Origin of the sequence: Methylophaga sp. (assembly GCF_965655755.1) — a bacterium.
Taxonomy (GTDB): domain Bacteria; phylum Pseudomonadota; class Gammaproteobacteria; order Nitrosococcales; family Methylophagaceae; genus Methylophaga.
In genome coordinates this window covers 154,916-171,997 of sequence record NZ_CBFHHW010000001.1, presented here as the reverse complement: position 1 = coordinate 171,997, position 17,082 = coordinate 154,916, and the positions used below count along the sequence as shown (strand labels likewise).

Genomic DNA, 17,082 nt, shown 5'->3' with positions numbered 1-17,082 from the left:
ACTGGGTGCGGCATGTTCAAAAGAAAATAATCCGAACAAAGTATCCTCCGGCTATGAGACAAAAAATCATACTATTCAAATTAAATACAAAGGTGATCCCGCATTAAAGCAATCGCCTGTTCTTAATGCACAACTGCAAAATAATATGCCAAACCAAATCGATGCAGGTGATCAGCCCTTCAAACTGCATAATGGTGAATTTATGGCCAATATCCCGCACGCTTATGGTCAGTGCATACCAGAGCAAAATCCCGTTATTCGCGTGAACTATCAAATGAGTGGAAACGCGTCAGGTATCATGGATTTTCGTATCAAAGCATACAGCAACCAATATGCTGATTATGGTGTTTACCATGAAGAGCTTGGCATACAAAAAAATCCAGAGTTGGCTGGTATGAATAGTTTCTTCGATTTTGAATTTCCATTGAAAGAACTATTATCTCAGGATAAATATTCGTGGATGGCAATTCATAACAACAAAACACATAACCACAATATGGTACTTCAAGCACGTTACAAATCACCATTAGGTCAAATGGGCCAATGGAAAGATCTTGATACTGCTACCATCAAACACCGTTGTGTTCCGCAGATGAATACTGTCATTCCACAGAACGGGAACGGCGTAGGTGGTTATCAAAATGGTGATAACAACGATGCCCGAGGCGTTAAACCGCTCAGAGCGACTCCAACACCCAAAACATTGGATAAAGTAGCGCCAATTCCTGCACCTAAACCGTTAACTATAAAACCTATCGAACAAGAACCTGAAGCACCACTGAGATTGAAAGCAACGCAATAGCTTAGTACGCCAAATAAGTTAATATTTGTATTCATCTCAGCCAGTAATCCACGTTAAGCCTCAACACAATTAATTGTGTTGAGGCTTTTTTTCATACAATTGCCCAGCCCATTCATTTAATTGTCTGAGTCCAGTAATAGCTTGAGATGGGGTAAAATATTTTTCAGTATCATTGGTTGACCGGCTTTGTTTGGGTGTAAGCCATCGCCCTGCATCAGACTCTCATTGAGTGCGACGCCCTCCAGCATGAAGGGCACATAATGAAGTGTGTATTGGTTTGCTAACGTTTCATAAAGCCCGAAAAACATGTCCGCATAACGTTTACCGTAATTTTGGGGCAGTTGATTTCCAATCAACAGCACCTTTGCATCGGATTGATGAGCCTGTTCAATCATCATCTCAAGGTTTTTAGTGGTTTGATCAAGTGGATAGCCTCGCAAGGCATCATTCGCGCCAAGCTCGATAATCACCCAGCGTGGTTTAAACTCTGTGAGCAGTTGTTTAAAACGTGACAGACCACCTTGCGTTGTTTCACCGCTGACACTGGCATTGACTACCTGAATATCAGGATGAGATTGTGAAAGTTGCTCGTCGAGTAAACTAACCCAGCCTGCTTCTGGTCGTAAGTTATAGGCAGCGCTGAGGCTGTCTCCCATAACCAGTAATGTAGATGATGAGGCTGACACTACGTTGGTCAGGAACAGACTTACGGCCAAAAAAAGCCAAATGTGTCTTTTTAAAAACATATAAACCTTATTTAGAGTGAATCAATATGGCAGTAAAGACTGCGATTAAAGTAACTAATTTAACCCATACCGTTACTGCCAACACCGGTGATTTAACCATATTGCAAAACATCAATATGGACATCAAGGAAGGTGAATCGGTTGCAATTGTCGGCGCTTCCGGCTCAGGAAAATCGACCCTACTCGGCTTGCTCGCAGGATTGGATCTGAATACCTCAGGTGAGATCACCCTGTACGATCACGTTTTCTCTGATATGGATGAGGAAGACCGCGCCCTGATGCGAGGTCAATATGTTGGTTTTATTTTTCAGTCATTTCATCTTTTACCCAGCCTGCAAGCTGTTGAAAATGTCATGCTGCCTTCAGAATTAAAAGGCGACAAAAATGCCCGCAAAACAGCAGAAACATTATTAGATAAAGTCGGCTTATCTCACCGTTTAACGCATTATCCCAATCAACTTTCTGGTGGCGAACAACAACGGGTAGCAATCGCCAGGGCGTTTGCTTCCAGTCCCAAAATTCTCTTTGCCGATGAGCCAACAGGCAATCTCGATGAGGGAAACGGAAAAATTATTATTGACCAGTTATTTGAGTTAAATCAGTCTCAGGGAACAACATTGGTGATGGTGACGCATGATAATGAGCTGGCAAAAAAGTGTGATCGCCAGTTAACCATGTCTGCCGGCCAACTGGTGGAACAATAACCATGAATTTTGCTTTGCGGTTATTGTTGAGAGATATTCGGAGCGGCGATATTCTCACGCTTGTCATCGCGCTGATTATTTCGGTCAGTACCGTCACCTCTATTGGCTTATTTATCGACAGATTGCAGCTTTCTTTCGAACAGGAGTCTGCCAACCTGTTAGCGGCTGATCGCCTGATTCGCTCTGATGATGAGATTCCTAAAACCTGGCAAGACAAAGCGCGGGAACTGTCTCTGACTCAGGCTGAGCGCACCTCATTCCGTACTATGATCTTTGCCGGTAAAACACTCCGACTCAGTCAGGTGAGTGCTGTAACAGACAGTTACCCTCTAAGGGGCGCATACCTGATAGACGATGCATTATTTGGCATGGGTCGGTCATCCACAAAATCGCCACAACAAGGCCAAATCTGGTTGTCATCCAGACTCGCAAGCCTGTTAGAAGTAAGCATTGGTGATGCGGTCGAAGTCGGCGAGTCAACATTAACCGTTGCCCAATATCTGGTGCGCGATCCAGGCTCAAGCAGTTCAGCGTTTGCTATTGCACCACGAGCGATAATGAATATGACGGACCTTGCTGCAACCAATGTCATCATCCCCGGAAGCCGGGTTCGTCACAGCTTTTTGTTAGCAGGTAATAGCGATCGGCTTGATGAATATGAAGCCTGGGTGACACCGCAACTCGATGAGGGCCAACGCTGGCGCACACCGATACAAAAAGGCGAACGCATTGGCGACACCATTGGCAAAGCCAAGTCCTTTCTATTATTAGCGGGTACGCTTGCCGTCATCTTGTCTGGTATCGCAATGGCGCTTGCCTCAACACGGTTTGTAAAACGTCACTTGATGCAGGTCGCAGTATTAAAAACCTTAGGCGCTACGCCGAATGTGCTGACCAGGGTGTTCTTCATTCAATTTACAGCACTGTTTGTGGTGTCCGTTGGCATCGGTCTCGCAGTCGGTTGGGGAATTCAGGCACTTATTTCGTCAGTATTATCCGAGCTCATGTCGACGGCATTACCAGAACCTTCTGTCAGTCGCTTGTGGCTCGGCGTCGCAACAGGCTTTATATCAATGGTGGCCTTTTGTTTGCCATTGATACAACGTCTTATCAAAATCTCGCCGATGGCGGTGTTACAGCCGAACCTAAAGCCGGAGCAAAATACCTTATTCATTTATAGCATCGGCTTTGTTGGCATGTATGGGCTTATGTGCCTATATACACAAGGTTTTTTACTGCCCAGCATTATGACGCTGGCGATAGGAGTGATAGGGCTTTTGGTCGCTGTAATCGGCATTATCATTTTCAGGCTTGGGCGTTCGTTAACGTCAGGGGCGACCAGTGGCTGGCAGATTGGTTTTGCGTCGCTGTATCGAAGGCTGGTACCCAACCTGTTTCAATTACTGGTATTTACACTCATCATCATGCTGGGATTAATTCTAGTTGGCGTGAAGTCCAGCCTGATTGATGATTGGCAGCAGGAATTGCCAGCCGATGCACCGAATCATTATTTATTCAATGTGCAGTCAGATCAGATTGCTCCTATTAACACCGCAATTGAAAATCTCGGAGTAAAACGATCGGAGTGGTACCCAATGGTAAGAGGTCGCGTCATATCTGCTAATGACACCCCTGTCCGGACATTGTACCCGGAAGAGAGAGGTGAACCGGAATTATATGAACGTGAACTCAACCTCACTTGGTCCGACACCGTCGGTAAAGGGAGCAAGCTAATACGCGGTGACTTCACTGCCGGTGGACTTTCTGTCGAACAAGAAGCCGCACGTGAGGCGAACCTCAGCATAGGCGACACGTTAACCATCAACATTGGCGGTAATAAGATAACGTTACCGATTACCTCAATCCGCACCGTTGATTGGGGATCGATGCAGCCTAACTTTTATCTGATTCTGCCGAAACAAGCACTTGAGGACTATCCGGCCAACTTTGTGAGTAGCGTATTTGTGAGCAATACCAACGCTCAGCCATTTTATCAAGCGATGTCAGCATTCCCAACCGTGTCCATACTCAATATCGGTGATCTATTAACACAGGTTCAAACCATCATAGAGCAGTTATCTCAGGCTATTCAGCTGGTACTGCTCTGTATCTTGAGTGCCGGCGCTCTGGTTTTACTTGCCAGTGTGCGTTCAACATTAGAAGAACGTTTGGAAGAAGGCGCTTTATTACGTGTTCTAGGTGCGAGAAAAGCGTTGGTTCAACAAGCGCTTTTTGTTGAATTTGGAGCGCTAGGCCTGTTTTCAGGCGTACTTGCAGCAGCTGGTGCTGAAGCTTGTCTCTATGGTTTACAGGTTTTTGTATTTCAATCTCAGGCCAGTTGGCATCCACTGTTATGGGGATTGGGCCCCATCATTGGTGTCAGCATAATTTCTGCCATTGGCTTATTTGCCAGCAAGTCCGTGCTAAACGTGCCGCCCATGCATTTACTGCGAGAATTTTAACCTACAGCCATGTGGCTTATAAAATGATAATCTCGGTTACGTCAGCTCATCAGAATAGTGATGATTGACATCACGATGATGGGCCTCATCCTCACGAACAGCGAGGATGACATCGCGAAGGCGGGCTTCTGCGGGGAGGTTCCAGTAATCAATTGCGATCTGGGGTGCCGGGACATTCTCTGTAGCGCCACTGTCGACTTCAGCCAAGTACTCAGTATAGCTGTAAACAGCTTCCTCTTCGAAGTAGCCCACTAAGCGATGCGCCGTCTTCGGAGATAAGAGGTATAACAAAAAAAATAAATTATAGAAGGTGCCCTGGGCGATCAGAATCAACAGACGCTCAAGCCATGAGGGCTTGGAAATTTGAATGAAGGTCAATAAATGCATGCGTTCATTTTCAGCCTCTTCAAGGAGCGTTCTTATCCAGCCATTATCACTTTCCATACGACGCAAAGACCGAAGATGTTGCAACGCACCAGCGACCATCCCCGGCACGGCAGCAACCGTTTCCAACACTACGGCCCGGTGACCATAGCGTTTGGCAAAGAACGTATCAGCAAAGAATCTTAATAGCTTGGTCAGCGCATAAGCAACCCGGTCCGACATGTTTTTTGGGTCATGATGTTTTTGGTTTGTTGATGCATCTGACATTATTCAGACTCCTGCTAAAGTAGCTTGCATAGGAACAAAAACCGCCCCCTTTTCTCATCTGACTATCATTCAGGTGAGAGTTCGCTGGAACTCAACCGCTCTCTCGATTAAAACTGAACCGGTTTTAGATGATTTACAATAATATCTACACTTTCATTTGAAATTTTTGTGAATTAGTGAATCACGCACAAACAATCAAATTTACAAAACAACAACGCTTTTCGCTCCAAGCTGTTCCCCAGACTCATGGATTTATCAGACTTTTTCCCAACCCTCCGACTGATAAAGTTCTATGGTCTTGTTATCACTCCAGCTAAACAGGAACAGCCAGTTATTGTGCAGCAAATCTCGGACTGTCTTATGATTTTCAATGACCCTTTCTATGGCTTCTTTGGGCGCTGCGATGTAGACGCTCAGCCTTAAAGGTTCGTGACGCCAATTCTCGCCATCATGGACTGATTGGTATGGCAAGCCAATCCGCAAGTCACCGCCATTCCCCTCGAAAACACCGATGTGCTGCCCTACCGCATTGTGAAGCAGCTTGTTACCACTGCCAAAAAATTTGTTATCGGCCGTCGACAGGTTGTACTGCATGTTGATCCAATGAGTCACAATCATTGGCGCTGTCATAATTTGCTCCAGCAAGACAAATTCCGTATCGACTCGCCAGTCATAGTCATGCAGGAAAGCCCTACCATTAAGATCAACGGTTCTTGTCCACTGCCGAGGCGCCACAATAAAGGCAGCATTATTAGCAAGCCCCCACTCCGGACGAACTTCTGACCAGTCTTTAGCCCTGATTGATAAAGCGCGTTCCAGCGACTTATCATCAAGTGATGCCAGTGCTGAATCGATCCCCAATGCCCGTTCATGGCGGGTCTGATTTGAGGCCTGTTTTAACGCCGCTTCAAGCGTATCATCACCTAATGGTTCAAAGCAGGTAACTTGATCGGTCGTTGTATTATGCAAGCCGCCGATAAATCGGGTTTGCTCCGGGATGATGATGCCCGACTCGGCAAGTGTTTGTCTCAGTGTCGGATCATTGAGTAGTGATGCCAGCACACGCACATTGACCTCACCGGTCTGACCGCCACAGGCACCACAGTCCAACCCCGATGCATGCAGGTTGTTGCGTGTCTCACTACCGTGCCCCAGTAACAGCACGACAGGGGCAAAGTTGTCAGTCAGGCCGATTCCTTTCAGCACACCTGAAGCGAGCGTGGCTTTTTCATCAAGACTGAGTGGTACCCCATCACGTTCAAGGTGCCAGTCGTGATGATGACTGAATGTATCAATGACATTTTCTTTTTTCTTCTTTAAGAAATTATCCTTGAGCAATTTGAAGGCATAAGCCCAACCCACCGTTTCCACCATCGTAAACGCCGACACCGATGAATTAGACCAGTTCTTCCAGTGACTCACATTCTGAATTTTTTTCAACTGACTCTTGTTTGAACCGGATTCACGCACAGTGATAGTGGGGGCCACCAATCCAGGCAACTGAGGCCTATTAACCCCGGTGTTGGCGGGTTGATAACTAATCGGCAGTCCATAAAAGCCGGCAAAGCCTATCGTCTGAATATCCGGACTTTGGGCCTCCAAAGCACGTCTGTAACGCTCTGAACGCACATCAATACAAAACGCTGCCTGCATTTTGGGTAGTGAGTTTAATGCAGCGGGTGGCGCTTTTAATTTCTCATGTAACTGGTTCTGAAAGTCCAGTTCTGCGGCGTGCATCCAAATCCAGAAATAACGATGCTGCTGGATATGATCATCAATCAGATCATTGATAGCCAACTTTTGCTGATCCCAGTGCGTTTTAAGTGCTTGGAACTCTTCCTGACTGTCTTTACGCTTAAGTTGACGCCAGATAACCAGATCCCAGGCCATCCTGATAGCTAACAGGGACTCCATCCATTGCGTATCTTGATTCTCCAGGCGGCTTTCCCAGCGTTGCCAGGCAAAATAGCTGGCCCAGCCGATGATACTCAATAGTAAAGTATGGGCATAAATTTCTAATTCATAGGGATCCAGATCCAATACTTCGACCGCCTCCAAAAAGACAGCCTCGGGATTATCAGGCAGTTGCCAGAAGGCGTGTCTGAGATTTTTCTCTCCCATCAACAGTGACATGCCGTAGTCATGTTCTGTAAAGTCGAGCCATGAAGAGTAAAGCGTCTTATCATGAGCTGAATCCTGATTGACAAATTCACCACAGAACTGGCTTATCTGATGGACGATCTCATCTTCCCAACGCATTTTATGATGATCACGGTTGAGATCCGCTGATTCAGCAATACTGAGCCAGACACCGGGACTGGGTTGCTTTAAGGCCGTTATCAATTCATCTATCTCAGTGTTTGATTTGTAGGCCTGCGCTGCTTTGATTAATGATGCCTCACTTATTTTTCCTTGCTGATACGCGTTCAGGAAATAGCTTGCTGACATGGTAGTGCTGGCCCCGCCCAGTGCTGCCATTTGGGCTGACACCAACTGAATCGGCTTTTGGCGATGTTCCCATAGCGCATTCACTGCAATGAAACGATCAAGTGGCCAATTCGGTGCAATCAGCGAACAGGCTTGTTGGATCGCCGCAGTCTGAGCCGAACTCAACGTAGTATGTGTGTCTGGATTAGCATTAGTCATAACAGTGACTCCTTGACGGATCTTGCCTGGAGCATAGTGTCATCATCCTTGGCCCTGAGCTGGATTGGCCAAACTCTGAGAGTCACGCGCGTCATGATTTCATCCAGATACAAGCCGGAAAATAACCAGCGATACAAAGTTTGTGTTTGCTTGGCATGGGGAGAAACACGGATTTGCACAGTCAAAGCAAACAAAGCTACAAACAGCACGCCGAGCCATATATCCATAGGATCAAATTTCCCCGTCATCGGCAACGCTGGCAGCACTTGCGAAAACAGCGCTTTACCTGCCAAATAGAAGCCAACCAGCAAAGCAACGGTAAAGCATGACGACAGCCAGTCCCCGAGAGTCCCTCCCCTGACCGCGGATACCAAATAGAGTGCCAGTGCAGTTGTGACCAGCAGCCAGAGACTGATAGGGCCCTGATAATTGCTAAACAGGGCAATCATCGCTGTGGCGCTGAATGACACAGAAAGACATGCGATGGCTATCACTAGGTTCACTTTTTCCTGAGGTGCCAGTTGTTTCAGACTGTAATCCTGCACCATCTCCCCCGCACTGAGAAACATATAGGCTTTGTAGAGTGAGTGCGTAAATAAATGCAGTAAGGCTACTTCATAGAGACCCAACGCACATTCGATCAGCATCAAGCCCATCTGCGCACAGGTAGACCAGGCCAAACGCACCTTAACAGTGATCCGTGTCATCATCACTAAAGCACTAATGCATGTGCTGAGACCGGCGACAATGAGGATGGTCCACTGGGCGACGGGGGCATAAGAAATCAATGGTGCAAAGGCAATTAACAGAAAGCCACCTAAATTGATGATGCCAGCATGTAAAAGAGCACTAATGGGAGTCGGCGCTTCAACCACCTGTATCAACCAACCATGAAGGGGCAATTGTGCACACTTGATGAGAGCAGTCTGAGCAATAAAGAAAGCCGCAAATTTTTCAGCAAGGCTGAGTTCACTACCCCCTGTCAGGTTCAGAAAATACTCATTGAGTACGCTTAAATGAAACGTCCCATGCTGCCAGTAAAGCAAGAGTATGGCCGTCAAGAGACACAGCTCTGCAATCCGGCCAAGAATAAATTTTTTATGTGCCGCCAGCACAGCACGCGGCCTGTCAGGATAAAACAACAAAAGACGATGGAAACACATACTGATTGCCACCCAGCCAAGCCAGAACAACAACAGATGATTACTCAAAATGACGACTGACACGGAGGTCAGACTGAATAACAACCAACGCCAGTATTGATTTGCATTCGCTTCGGCGCTGAGATATCGCTCAGAAAATCGGATAAGGATAATACCCATGAAACTGACCAGGAGCAGTACGATCAACGTTATACCATTGATAACCACTAATCCTTGTTTGGCTGGCTCACTGGAAAAAGCCACACTGACTGCCATCAGAACGGCCGATATCAGAATGGTGAATGAGACCGTTCTTAGGACCAGCAGACGTTTATACTCGCTGAGACGAGCATTTCCAGCCACCAAACCACCGAGAAAAAAAATGATAGGGATTAGAATGGGTAAAACCGCTGTTATTAGTTGATTCAATGCGTATCTCCTTTGCTGGCGAGATTATGTCAATTCAGGTAGCATTATTAAAATAGATATTTATTAACTAATTGATAAGTTTTACTTAATAATGGCAAAAATAAATTACCATCATCTTTTCTATTTCTGGCGGGTGGGTCTATCTGGCAGCATTACCAGAACGGCAGAGGAATGCCATGTTTCACAGTCTGCGCTGTCACAGCAAATCAAACAACTTGAGCATAACCTGAACGTCACGTTGTTTGAGCGAACAGGCAGGCAACTGGTACTGACTGATATAGGTAAAAAAATACTGAATTATGCCGAAGAAATATTTTCCACTGGTGAAGAATTAGAAGCATTTATTAAGAAAGGTGAAACAAAGTCTCAAAGGCACGTTTCAATTGGCGTTTTAACAACACTCTCAAGAAATTTCACTGAGAGTTTTATCACACCACTTCTGTCACAACCCGGTGTCACATTCACACTTTCAACGCAGGGCATGACAAACCTGTTGAATGGTCTAAGCAATCATGATTTTGACCTGGTGCTAACCAACCGTTCGATCAGTGAACAGAATGACGATGCTATCTGGCAGACCCAACTCGTGTCACGGCAATCAGTATCGATTATCGGCCCGGCTGAACGAAAACCGACAGAAGCATTCCCAAAGGGATATCAACTATTTGACTGGGTCTTGCCCAGCAAGCGAACTGAAATACGATCCGCATTTGATGCTTATTGTGCAAGGCTTAACTACAAACCTCGAATTATCGCAGAAGCAGATGATATGGCGATGCTGCGCCTACTTGTCAGGGATACAGGGGCTGTCACGGCACTCCCCCCGGTCGTTGTGAAAGACGAGATAAACAATGGCTTGTTAAGCGAGTTTCAACAACTTCCTAACATCTATGAAAATTTCTACGCCATCACTATCAAGCGAAATTTTATGCCTGAGATTGTTAACCATTTACTCAAGAAAAATATGGACGAAACTCACTAGAAGACATTCATTTACGGTGTTTTTTTTCAGCCTTGTTTAAACCCAAACGTAATTGTCATCAGTGATTGCGGTTATTTTTTAGCCCCGATTGTTATTTTGCTTCGTCAATCATTTTAATGGCTCTTCCTTCAACTTCAGCCGCAACTTCTGTCAGCACTCCATCTTGGGACAGAGCCGATAACATTTGGGCCGGTTTAATCGCACCTATCATCGTGGCACCGTTCTCAGTAAACACGGATATTCGGCAAGGCAAAGCCATATTCAGACGCATATCGACTGATAAAACTTTTGCAGCCTGGCTGGGATTACATACTTCGAAAATACGGCACTGTTCCACAAAGTCTATTCCTTTGCTTCGAAGTGTTTCTCCCAGATCGTGAACGTGTAAAACCCCAAATCCATTCCGTTTTACAGCGGCATCAAGATCCTGTGATGCTTGCTCGAAAGACTTTTCAGATTCCACGATGTAGTACATTGTTTACCTCGCACGATATTGAATGAGCAATATCACATTTTACTTGAGCTCAAATAATAATCACTGAACAGGGGGTGGCCTCTTAATCCATAGCTTCAACTCTTACGGCACACACCTTGTACTCAGGGATCTTAGCTATGGGATCCAATGCAGCTATAGTTAAATTGTTGACGTTCGCCTCATCCGGAAAATGGAAGTTGCCAAAGATCAAACCAGGAGGTACGCGTTCACTTATTTCTGCCTCCGCAATCATTTCCCCTCTTCTGGATACAATGCGAATAGTTTGCTGCTGATGAATGCCCAATCTGCCAGCATCCTCTATGGAAATTTCCACCAGCGTTGAAGGATACAGAGCCTTAAGGGGCTCTGAACGCCGCGTCATTTCTGCACCATGCCAATGGTACAAAACCCTTCCCGTAGTCAGACAGAGAGGATACTCCTCATCCGGTAACTCTTTTGCTGGCAAATGTTCAGCAGGATGAAAGATACCTTTGCCACGGGTAAATTTGTCCACATGAAGAATGGGGGTGCCAGGATGCTGTTTGTCTATGACAGGCCAGTGCAACTGTTCACCCTTATGCAGCCGCTCATGTGACACCCCGGCGTAGGAAGGCGTTAATTGAGCAATCTCATCCATCACTTCAGAAACTGATGCATAATCCCAACCGGCAAGCTCTCCTGCGGGCGCTTGTTGACGATAATCCAGGATACGTTTGGCGAGCTGCGCTGTTATCTGCCAGTCTTCCCTGGCCTCCCCCGGCGACTCCACAGCATCATGGATAAGTTGAATACGACGTTCTGTATTTGTAAACGTACCGGCTTTTTCCGCAAAGGTTACCCCCGGCAACAATACGTCAGCATACTCTGCTGTTTCAGAGGGAAAGATCTCCTGCAACACTGTAAATTCACTATTCGCCATGGCCTCACGAACGTGATTAACATCCGGATCAGTCATCACAGTATTTTCTGCCAGGATATAGAATCCTCGAATATCCCCTGTTAATCCGCCGTCGATCATCTCTGTAATGGTCAGTCCAGGACTCTCCGAAAATAACTGAGAGCGATTGGTCAAAGCCCAGGCATCCGAAAACTTAGTCAACGACGTGTCGCTTGAAACAGCTTGATAACCGGGGAAGACATTGGGTAAACAGCCCAGATCGCAGGCGCCCTGGACATTATTCTGTCCTCTCAGCGGATTTACGCCCCCACCAGGCAGCCCCATATTGCCTGTTAACATTTGCAGGTTGGCGAGACTAAAGACATTCTGGACACCAACAATGTGCTGAGTAATGCCCATCGCCCAGATCACCGCCATAGGCTTAGCTTTACCTAAAATTGTTGCCGCCTCAATCAGATCATCAGGACTCACGCCAGTGATCGCACTGACATATTCAGTCGTATATTTTGTTAGAGATTCACGTAATGTCTCAAAGTCTTCTGTGCGGTTATTGATGAAGTCATCATCCTGCCAGCCGTTTTCAATAATCAACTGCATGAGACCATTAATCAACGCAATATCAGTGCCCGGCCGGTGGCGTAGATGAAGTGTGGCGAATTCAGTGAGGTCAATTTTACGCGGATCCGCCACAATCAATTTCGCATCCCGCTGATGGACAGCCTGACGCAACATCGAACCAAACACAGGGTGTTGTTCCGTCGTGTTAGAACCAATCACAAACAATGCTTCAGCTTGCCCAGCGATATCTGCCATCGTGTTGGACATCGCCCCCGAACCGAATGATGCAGCCAGACCAGCGACTGTTGATGAGTGACACAAACGGGCACAATGATCCACGTTATGCGTGCCTATAACCTGACGAGCGAATTTTTGCATCAGATAATTTTCTTCATTGGTGCACTTGGCAGAAGAAAAAATGGCTAATGCATCCGGGCCCGACTCATCAATTATCTTGCTGAATTTTTTTGCCACAATATCCAACGCCTGATCCCATTCAACCGGCACCCATTTACCCCGATTATCGCCAGCTGACCGGACAGTATCGTTCAATAGCCACTCCCTCACCAAGGGCTGTGTCAATCTATCGGGATGATGCACATAATCATTCCCGTAACGACCTTTAACGCAAAGATGCATCCCATTAACAGGGGCATGAGGATTAGACGTCACATATTGCAAACGGCCGTTGCTGATATTTAAATCCAGATTACAACCAACACCACAGTAGGCACAGGTGGTCATCACTTTTTCGTCAATCACACCATCAGACGACTTGTCACGATCGGATAAAGCGCCGGTTGGACAGTAAGCGACGCAGGCACCACAAGACTCGCACCCGGCTTCCAGCATCGTTTGATCCAAACCCGCTGTGATTTGTGTTTTATCAGAGCGCTCCGCCAGCCCCCAGACGAAACGACCCTGAACTTCATTACAGGCACGGATGCACCGAGTACAAAGTATGCACTTGTTGAGATCGACACGAATAGCTGGGTGGGGATCACTATCAACCTTAAACAAAGGTTTTTGGCTCTGGGCTGTATGGGGAACTAAATCATAACGCCTTAACCAGTAATCAAATTCTGTGTGGTCAATGGCATTGGCATCAAAGTCACTATCCACATAATTCTCAAGCAGCATCGACAAAATTGCTCGGTGGTCCCGTTCCAGGGTGGCTGACTGCACTGTAACCTGCATGTTTTGCGCCACAGTGATTTCACAGGCAGGTAAAGAAACAGCACTGTCATTCAATTGAACCAGACAGGCCCGACAGGACCCAGTACAGCTAAGGCCGGGACTGTAACATAATGATGGTATTTTGATCCCTTGCCGGTAAAGCACCTCAATTAACAACTCGCCTTCTGTGGCGTTGACCGTTTTCTTATCAACAGTCAGCAGAACCTTTTGCGTCGATTTTTCACTCGTGGCCATATGATTCACCGTGTTTTTGACAATTATGTCTGCTTGTTAAGTGTGGAAAAGAGTCTTCGCCTAACCATCAACACCATAGGGAAATCTTTCAGGGCCGAGGTGCCTGCTTATGCGATGATCTTGTTATTTATGTTGATGATTGATACACCTTAAAATCTATTACACACATTCATCTTAGGGTCTTTTTATAATAAGCGAAACCCCTCTGACAGTACTTAATAGATATCAGTGAGATTTATGGTGTTTTCAGATGAATAGGAGAACGATTCACTATCGAATAACGACTTACCGTGCTGATAATGGGATCAAACTAAAAACGCTTTACATGGACACAAAGCCCAGACAAGACCCTACGACATTACTACCTCAGCTAAAAAAAGTTATTAAACCTTTTGTAAGTATGTAGCCCCCCACAGCCACCCAGAAGACACCGATGGTCTTTTTAGCCACTGTTTCAAAGCTATGTCCTTGAACCAGGACTAGGATTTTCCGCGCCATCAAAACATAAATGATTTTGACTCCGCCAACACTGATAATTGTTATCCACATGACGAGGAATACATCCGTTATCTGAAGTGATGCCAAATCAATAAATAGGGGAAATAGACTCAGATAAAAGAAAATGGCCTTTACGTCGCCCAATGTCAGCACTAAACCGCCCAAGAAGCTGCTTATGAGGCTACTTTTTCCATTTGTAGCATTAACCATTACGCTTATTTGAGGCTTAGTTACTAAAAAGCTGAATCCAAGCCAGACCAGGTAGCTTGCCCCCATGTACTTTATGACAAGGAAAAAGTTACCCATGGTTTCTGCCACCAGGGATAAGCCAAACATCACCAAAAGAATAAAAAACAAATCAGCGAGACAAATACCGACGGCTGCAGCAACACCATCGCCAATACCCAATGTGACTGATCGCGTTATAACTAGAGCAACGCTGGTGCTGGGAAGCGCGGCAAGAGATGCCATGATTCCGAAAAGAGTCATTATCTCAATGATGCTCATTTCCATTGAACCTTCACACCCATCCCCGTATTTTGGCGGACATATAGGGAGCTAAAGCGGTGGCGAGTAAAACAAGAGACCATATGTTGCCGTCCCGAAAAAGATATGCTTCAACTAACTGCGACCAGGACAGCCCCTGACCCAATCCCAAAGAGAACTCAAACACTAAGGTCATAAAAAGCCAGCCAAGGCCCATTGAGACATAACTCGCCACTGATTTTCGCCCAATCCAGGGCAACGTAAAGTACGCTACAAGCAAAATACATATGATCAGCAAAAAGCCACTTAGAAGATAAGCTGAAAAAACGCCAATGACAGGAATAAAGAAAGCTTCGCGTAGCGCACCATTTACCATCGCCATAAACAGAATGACAAGCCATACCAAGAATACTTTTAGCGTCATGCCAAACGTCACGATTTTTTCTCTTGTCTTAAATCTCAGTGCATCATTCGTTAAATATCAAATACGACACGGTTTCGGCCTGCAGCCTTTGCTACGTATAGGGCTTCATCTGCAATCTTTATAGATTCTTCAACCGTTTGCGATGCCCGCAAAACTGTCACGCCAAAGGAGGCTGTTACCTGTGATTCGGTAAATTCAAAATGCTGTTCAGCAATAGCCTCGCGTATTCTCTCCATTACCTCTCGGGCTTCGTCTATGGTTGTGCTGGGCATACAAATCATAAACTCCTCACCGCCATATCTATAAATTCGATCGTATGACCTGAGCTGAGATTTCACACATCGCACAGTTGCAACAAGCACGTCATCACCGGCTACATGGCCAAACTCGTCATTGATACGTTTGAAATGGTCGAGATCGAGCATTGCCAAAATACAAACCTGCTTACCCCGCTCTACTAGAGCACGTTGTTCACGGAGGTCAGAAAGTAAATTAGATCGGGTTTGCGCTTCTGTTAGTGGGTCACGATTTTGTTCTATGTCAGCGTACTCATCTCTTAATGCCTGAATTTTTAATCGCATTCTGTCTAGAGTATTGTCGAAATGGTCCCAGTCACTCACCGAAATAGGTAAGCCATCCAAAACCCGTTGAATTAAGTATCGTGCACTGGTGTGCATCTTTTCATGTAGTTCACCGAGCGAGACAAACAGCGGGTTTTCTTGCATGAAGTCCACCTGCGTGCTGCCATACCATTCCCCGAACCGACAAAGTCGATGTGCATCGGGCTTCAAATCGGATTCTTCCGGCGGTGCATGAGTAATCAAGACTCGCTGAAGATTTTTGTACCATTGATCATGACTTGAAATAGCCTGATCAAGCTGTGCAATAACATCCTGCAATTGCTTATTCGTAATGGAACCCATCTTTATAAACTCATTTGAAGTTTAACGCTACAAGTCAGCCAGTTGCCACTACTGGGGCGCCGATATGAAGACATTGATTTGCTTCTATTAATTTTATTCATTGCTTTAACATGTCATAACAACATAGCTTATAGCGAGTTTGAATGCATTTGTAATAGATTGAACATTCCATATGTTGGAATGAGAAGCAGTCAAGACTTACTGTTACTGGATTCAAATCACATAGACCATTAGCATAAACTATATCTTTATATAACCTAAGAGGCGCATGAAATGGAGCAGCTTGACCCTTCCAAACAGAGCAGCCATTTCACAGCATCCAGTAACCGTGCTTTAAGTAGCTATTTACTGTCCCTAGTTAAAGGACGGTTATGGCTGAAAGTCCTGATCGGACTTTTTCTGGGCCTGATCGTAGGCACCTTATTAGGCCCCTCGGTGGGACTGGTTTCCCAAAGCACCGGGGCAACCATCGGTAACTGGTTAGCCTTTCCCGGTCGCCTCTTTATCGCGACAATCCAGATGATCGTTATCCCGCTTGTTATTGCCTCCATCGTGAGAGGGTTGGCAGCAACAGAGGACATGGAACAATTAAGAAAAGTGGGGGTACGTGTAGTTTTGTTTTTTATCGCCACCACCGCTTTAGCTGCAACCATTGGGCTATGGATTGGTAATTTATTGAAACCCGGTAATCTACTCCATGGCGTTACCTTACCGGAACAGTCCGAACAACCAGTCAACGCCGAAATGAGTTTACCTACAGTAAATAGCTTGCCCGATACGTTATTGGTCCTGTTACCTGGCAACCCCTTGGATGCTATGGTTCAG

General features: G+C 45.9%; 14 protein-coding genes. 5 read left to right on the top strand and 9 right to left on the bottom strand.

Going from position 1 to position 17,082, the window contains the following annotated elements:
- Positions 1-802 (top strand): hypothetical protein (locus tag ACTF5U_RS00840; RefSeq protein ID WP_438969731.1); only part of this gene is annotated, 802 nt, incomplete at its 5' end.
- A 116-nt stretch (positions 803-918) separates the two neighbouring features.
- On the opposite strand, the gene ACTF5U_RS00835 is transcribed toward ACTF5U_RS00840, so the two are convergent.
- Positions 919-1,518: an arylesterase gene (locus ACTF5U_RS00835; protein ID WP_438969730.1), complete on the bottom strand. Its 600-nt coding sequence runs from the start codon at positions 1,516-1,518 to the stop codon at positions 919-921.
- Positions 1,519-1,574: 56 nt separating this feature from the next.
- Between ACTF5U_RS00835 and ACTF5U_RS00830 the strand changes: the two genes are divergently transcribed.
- Together ACTF5U_RS00830 and ACTF5U_RS00825 are read left to right on the top strand one after the other, a co-directional pair.
- Positions 1,575-2,252: an ABC transporter ATP-binding protein gene (locus tag ACTF5U_RS00830; RefSeq protein WP_438969729.1), complete on the top strand. Its 678-nt coding sequence runs from the start codon at positions 1,575-1,577 to the stop codon at positions 2,250-2,252.
- Between the two features lie 2 nt (positions 2,253-2,254).
- Positions 2,255-4,714 carry an ABC transporter permease gene (locus ACTF5U_RS00825; RefSeq protein ID WP_438969728.1) on the top strand — a complete coding sequence of 820 codons (2,460 nt, stop codon included), beginning with the start codon at positions 2,255-2,257 and terminating at the stop codon, positions 4,712-4,714.
- A gap of 36 nt (positions 4,715-4,750) precedes the next feature.
- Here ACTF5U_RS00825 and ACTF5U_RS00820 read toward each other — a convergent pair whose 3' ends face one another.
- The 3 genes from ACTF5U_RS00820 to ACTF5U_RS00810 form a co-directional block, all read right to left on the bottom strand.
- The gene (locus tag ACTF5U_RS00820) at positions 4,751-5,365 is read right to left on the bottom strand and encodes an alternative oxidase (RefSeq protein WP_438969727.1); all 615 of its coding nucleotides are present in this window, start codon (positions 5,363-5,365) and stop codon (positions 4,751-4,753) included.
- 255 nt (positions 5,366-5,620) lie between these two features.
- Positions 5,621-8,011 (bottom strand): YbcC family protein, encoded by a 2,391-nt coding sequence (locus ACTF5U_RS00815; protein ID WP_438969726.1) that lies wholly within the window; start codon positions 8,009-8,011, stop codon positions 5,621-5,623.
- Complete coding sequence (locus ACTF5U_RS00810) at positions 8,008-9,582, bottom strand: NADH-quinone oxidoreductase subunit L (RefSeq protein WP_438969725.1); 1,575 nt, start codon at positions 9,580-9,582, stop codon at positions 8,008-8,010. Before ACTF5U_RS00810 ends, ACTF5U_RS00815 begins: the two co-directional genes overlap by 4 nt.
- A gap of 91 nt (positions 9,583-9,673) precedes the next feature.
- Between ACTF5U_RS00810 and ACTF5U_RS00805 the strand changes: the two genes are divergently transcribed.
- Positions 9,674-10,564 carry a LysR family transcriptional regulator gene (locus ACTF5U_RS00805; RefSeq protein ID WP_438969724.1) on the top strand — a complete coding sequence of 297 codons (891 nt, stop codon included), beginning with the start codon at positions 9,674-9,676 and terminating at the stop codon, positions 10,562-10,564.
- 91 nt (positions 10,565-10,655) lie between these two features.
- Here the strand turns inward: ACTF5U_RS00805 and ACTF5U_RS00800 are convergent, their stop codons facing one another.
- The 5 genes from ACTF5U_RS00800 to ACTF5U_RS00780 form a co-directional block, all read right to left on the bottom strand.
- Positions 10,656-11,039, bottom strand: coding sequence for a DUF302 domain-containing protein (locus ACTF5U_RS00800; RefSeq protein ID WP_438969723.1), 384 nt, complete (start codon positions 11,037-11,039; stop codon positions 10,656-10,658).
- 82 nt (positions 11,040-11,121) lie between these two features.
- A complete protein-coding gene (gene fdhF, locus ACTF5U_RS00795; protein WP_438969722.1) occupies positions 11,122-13,926 on the bottom strand; it encodes a formate dehydrogenase subunit alpha in 2,805 nt (934 codons plus the stop codon).
- Between the two features lie 366 nt (positions 13,927-14,292).
- Positions 14,293-14,931, bottom strand: coding sequence for a LysE family translocator (locus ACTF5U_RS00790; protein ID WP_438969721.1), 639 nt, complete (start codon positions 14,929-14,931; stop codon positions 14,293-14,295).
- A gap of 13 nt (positions 14,932-14,944) precedes the next feature.
- Complete coding sequence (locus ACTF5U_RS00785) at positions 14,945-15,334, bottom strand: hypothetical protein (RefSeq protein WP_438969720.1); 390 nt, start codon at positions 15,332-15,334, stop codon at positions 14,945-14,947.
- A 50-nt stretch (positions 15,335-15,384) separates the two neighbouring features.
- Entirely contained in the window at positions 15,385-16,257 is an 873-nt protein-coding gene (locus ACTF5U_RS00780) for a diguanylate cyclase (protein ID WP_438969719.1), read from the bottom strand.
- Between the two features lie 273 nt (positions 16,258-16,530).
- Between ACTF5U_RS00780 and ACTF5U_RS00775 the strand changes: the two genes are divergently transcribed.
- Positions 16,531-17,082 (top strand): dicarboxylate/amino acid:cation symporter (locus ACTF5U_RS00775; protein WP_438969718.1); only part of this gene is annotated, 552 nt, incomplete at its 3' end.

What these genes read in the sequence shown, in the direction of transcription:
- ACTF5U_RS00830 (WP_438969729.1), top strand. Translation starts at nt 1,575, where the DNA reads ATGGCAGTAAAGACTGCGATTAAAGTAACTAATTTAACCCATACCGTT.
- ACTF5U_RS00825 (WP_438969728.1), top strand. Translation starts at nt 2,255, where the DNA reads ATGAATTTTGCTTTGCGGTTATTGTTGAGAGATATTCGGAGCGGCGAT.
- ACTF5U_RS00820 (WP_438969727.1), bottom strand. Translation starts at nt 5,365, where the DNA reads ATGTCAGATGCATCAACAAACCAAAAACATCATGACCCAAAAAACATG.
- ACTF5U_RS00815 (WP_438969726.1), bottom strand. Translation starts at nt 8,011, where the DNA reads ATGACTAATGCTAATCCAGACACACATACTACGTTGAGTTCGGCTCAG.
- ACTF5U_RS00805 (WP_438969724.1), top strand. Translation starts at nt 9,674, where the DNA reads ATGGCAAAAATAAATTACCATCATCTTTTCTATTTCTGGCGGGTGGGT.
- ACTF5U_RS00800 (WP_438969723.1), bottom strand. Translation starts at nt 11,039, where the DNA reads ATGTACTACATCGTGGAATCTGAAAAGTCTTTCGAGCAAGCATCACAG.
- fdhF (WP_438969722.1), bottom strand. Translation starts at nt 13,926, where the DNA reads ATGGCCACGAGTGAAAAATCGACGCAAAAGGTTCTGCTGACTGTTGAT.
- ACTF5U_RS00790 (WP_438969721.1), bottom strand. Translation starts at nt 14,931, where the DNA reads ATGAGCATCATTGAGATAATGACTCTTTTCGGAATCATGGCATCTCTT.
- ACTF5U_RS00785 (WP_438969720.1), bottom strand. Translation starts at nt 15,334, where the DNA reads ATGACGCTAAAAGTATTCTTGGTATGGCTTGTCATTCTGTTTATGGCG.
- ACTF5U_RS00780 (WP_438969719.1), bottom strand. Translation starts at nt 16,257, where the DNA reads ATGGGTTCCATTACGAATAAGCAATTGCAGGATGTTATTGCACAGCTT.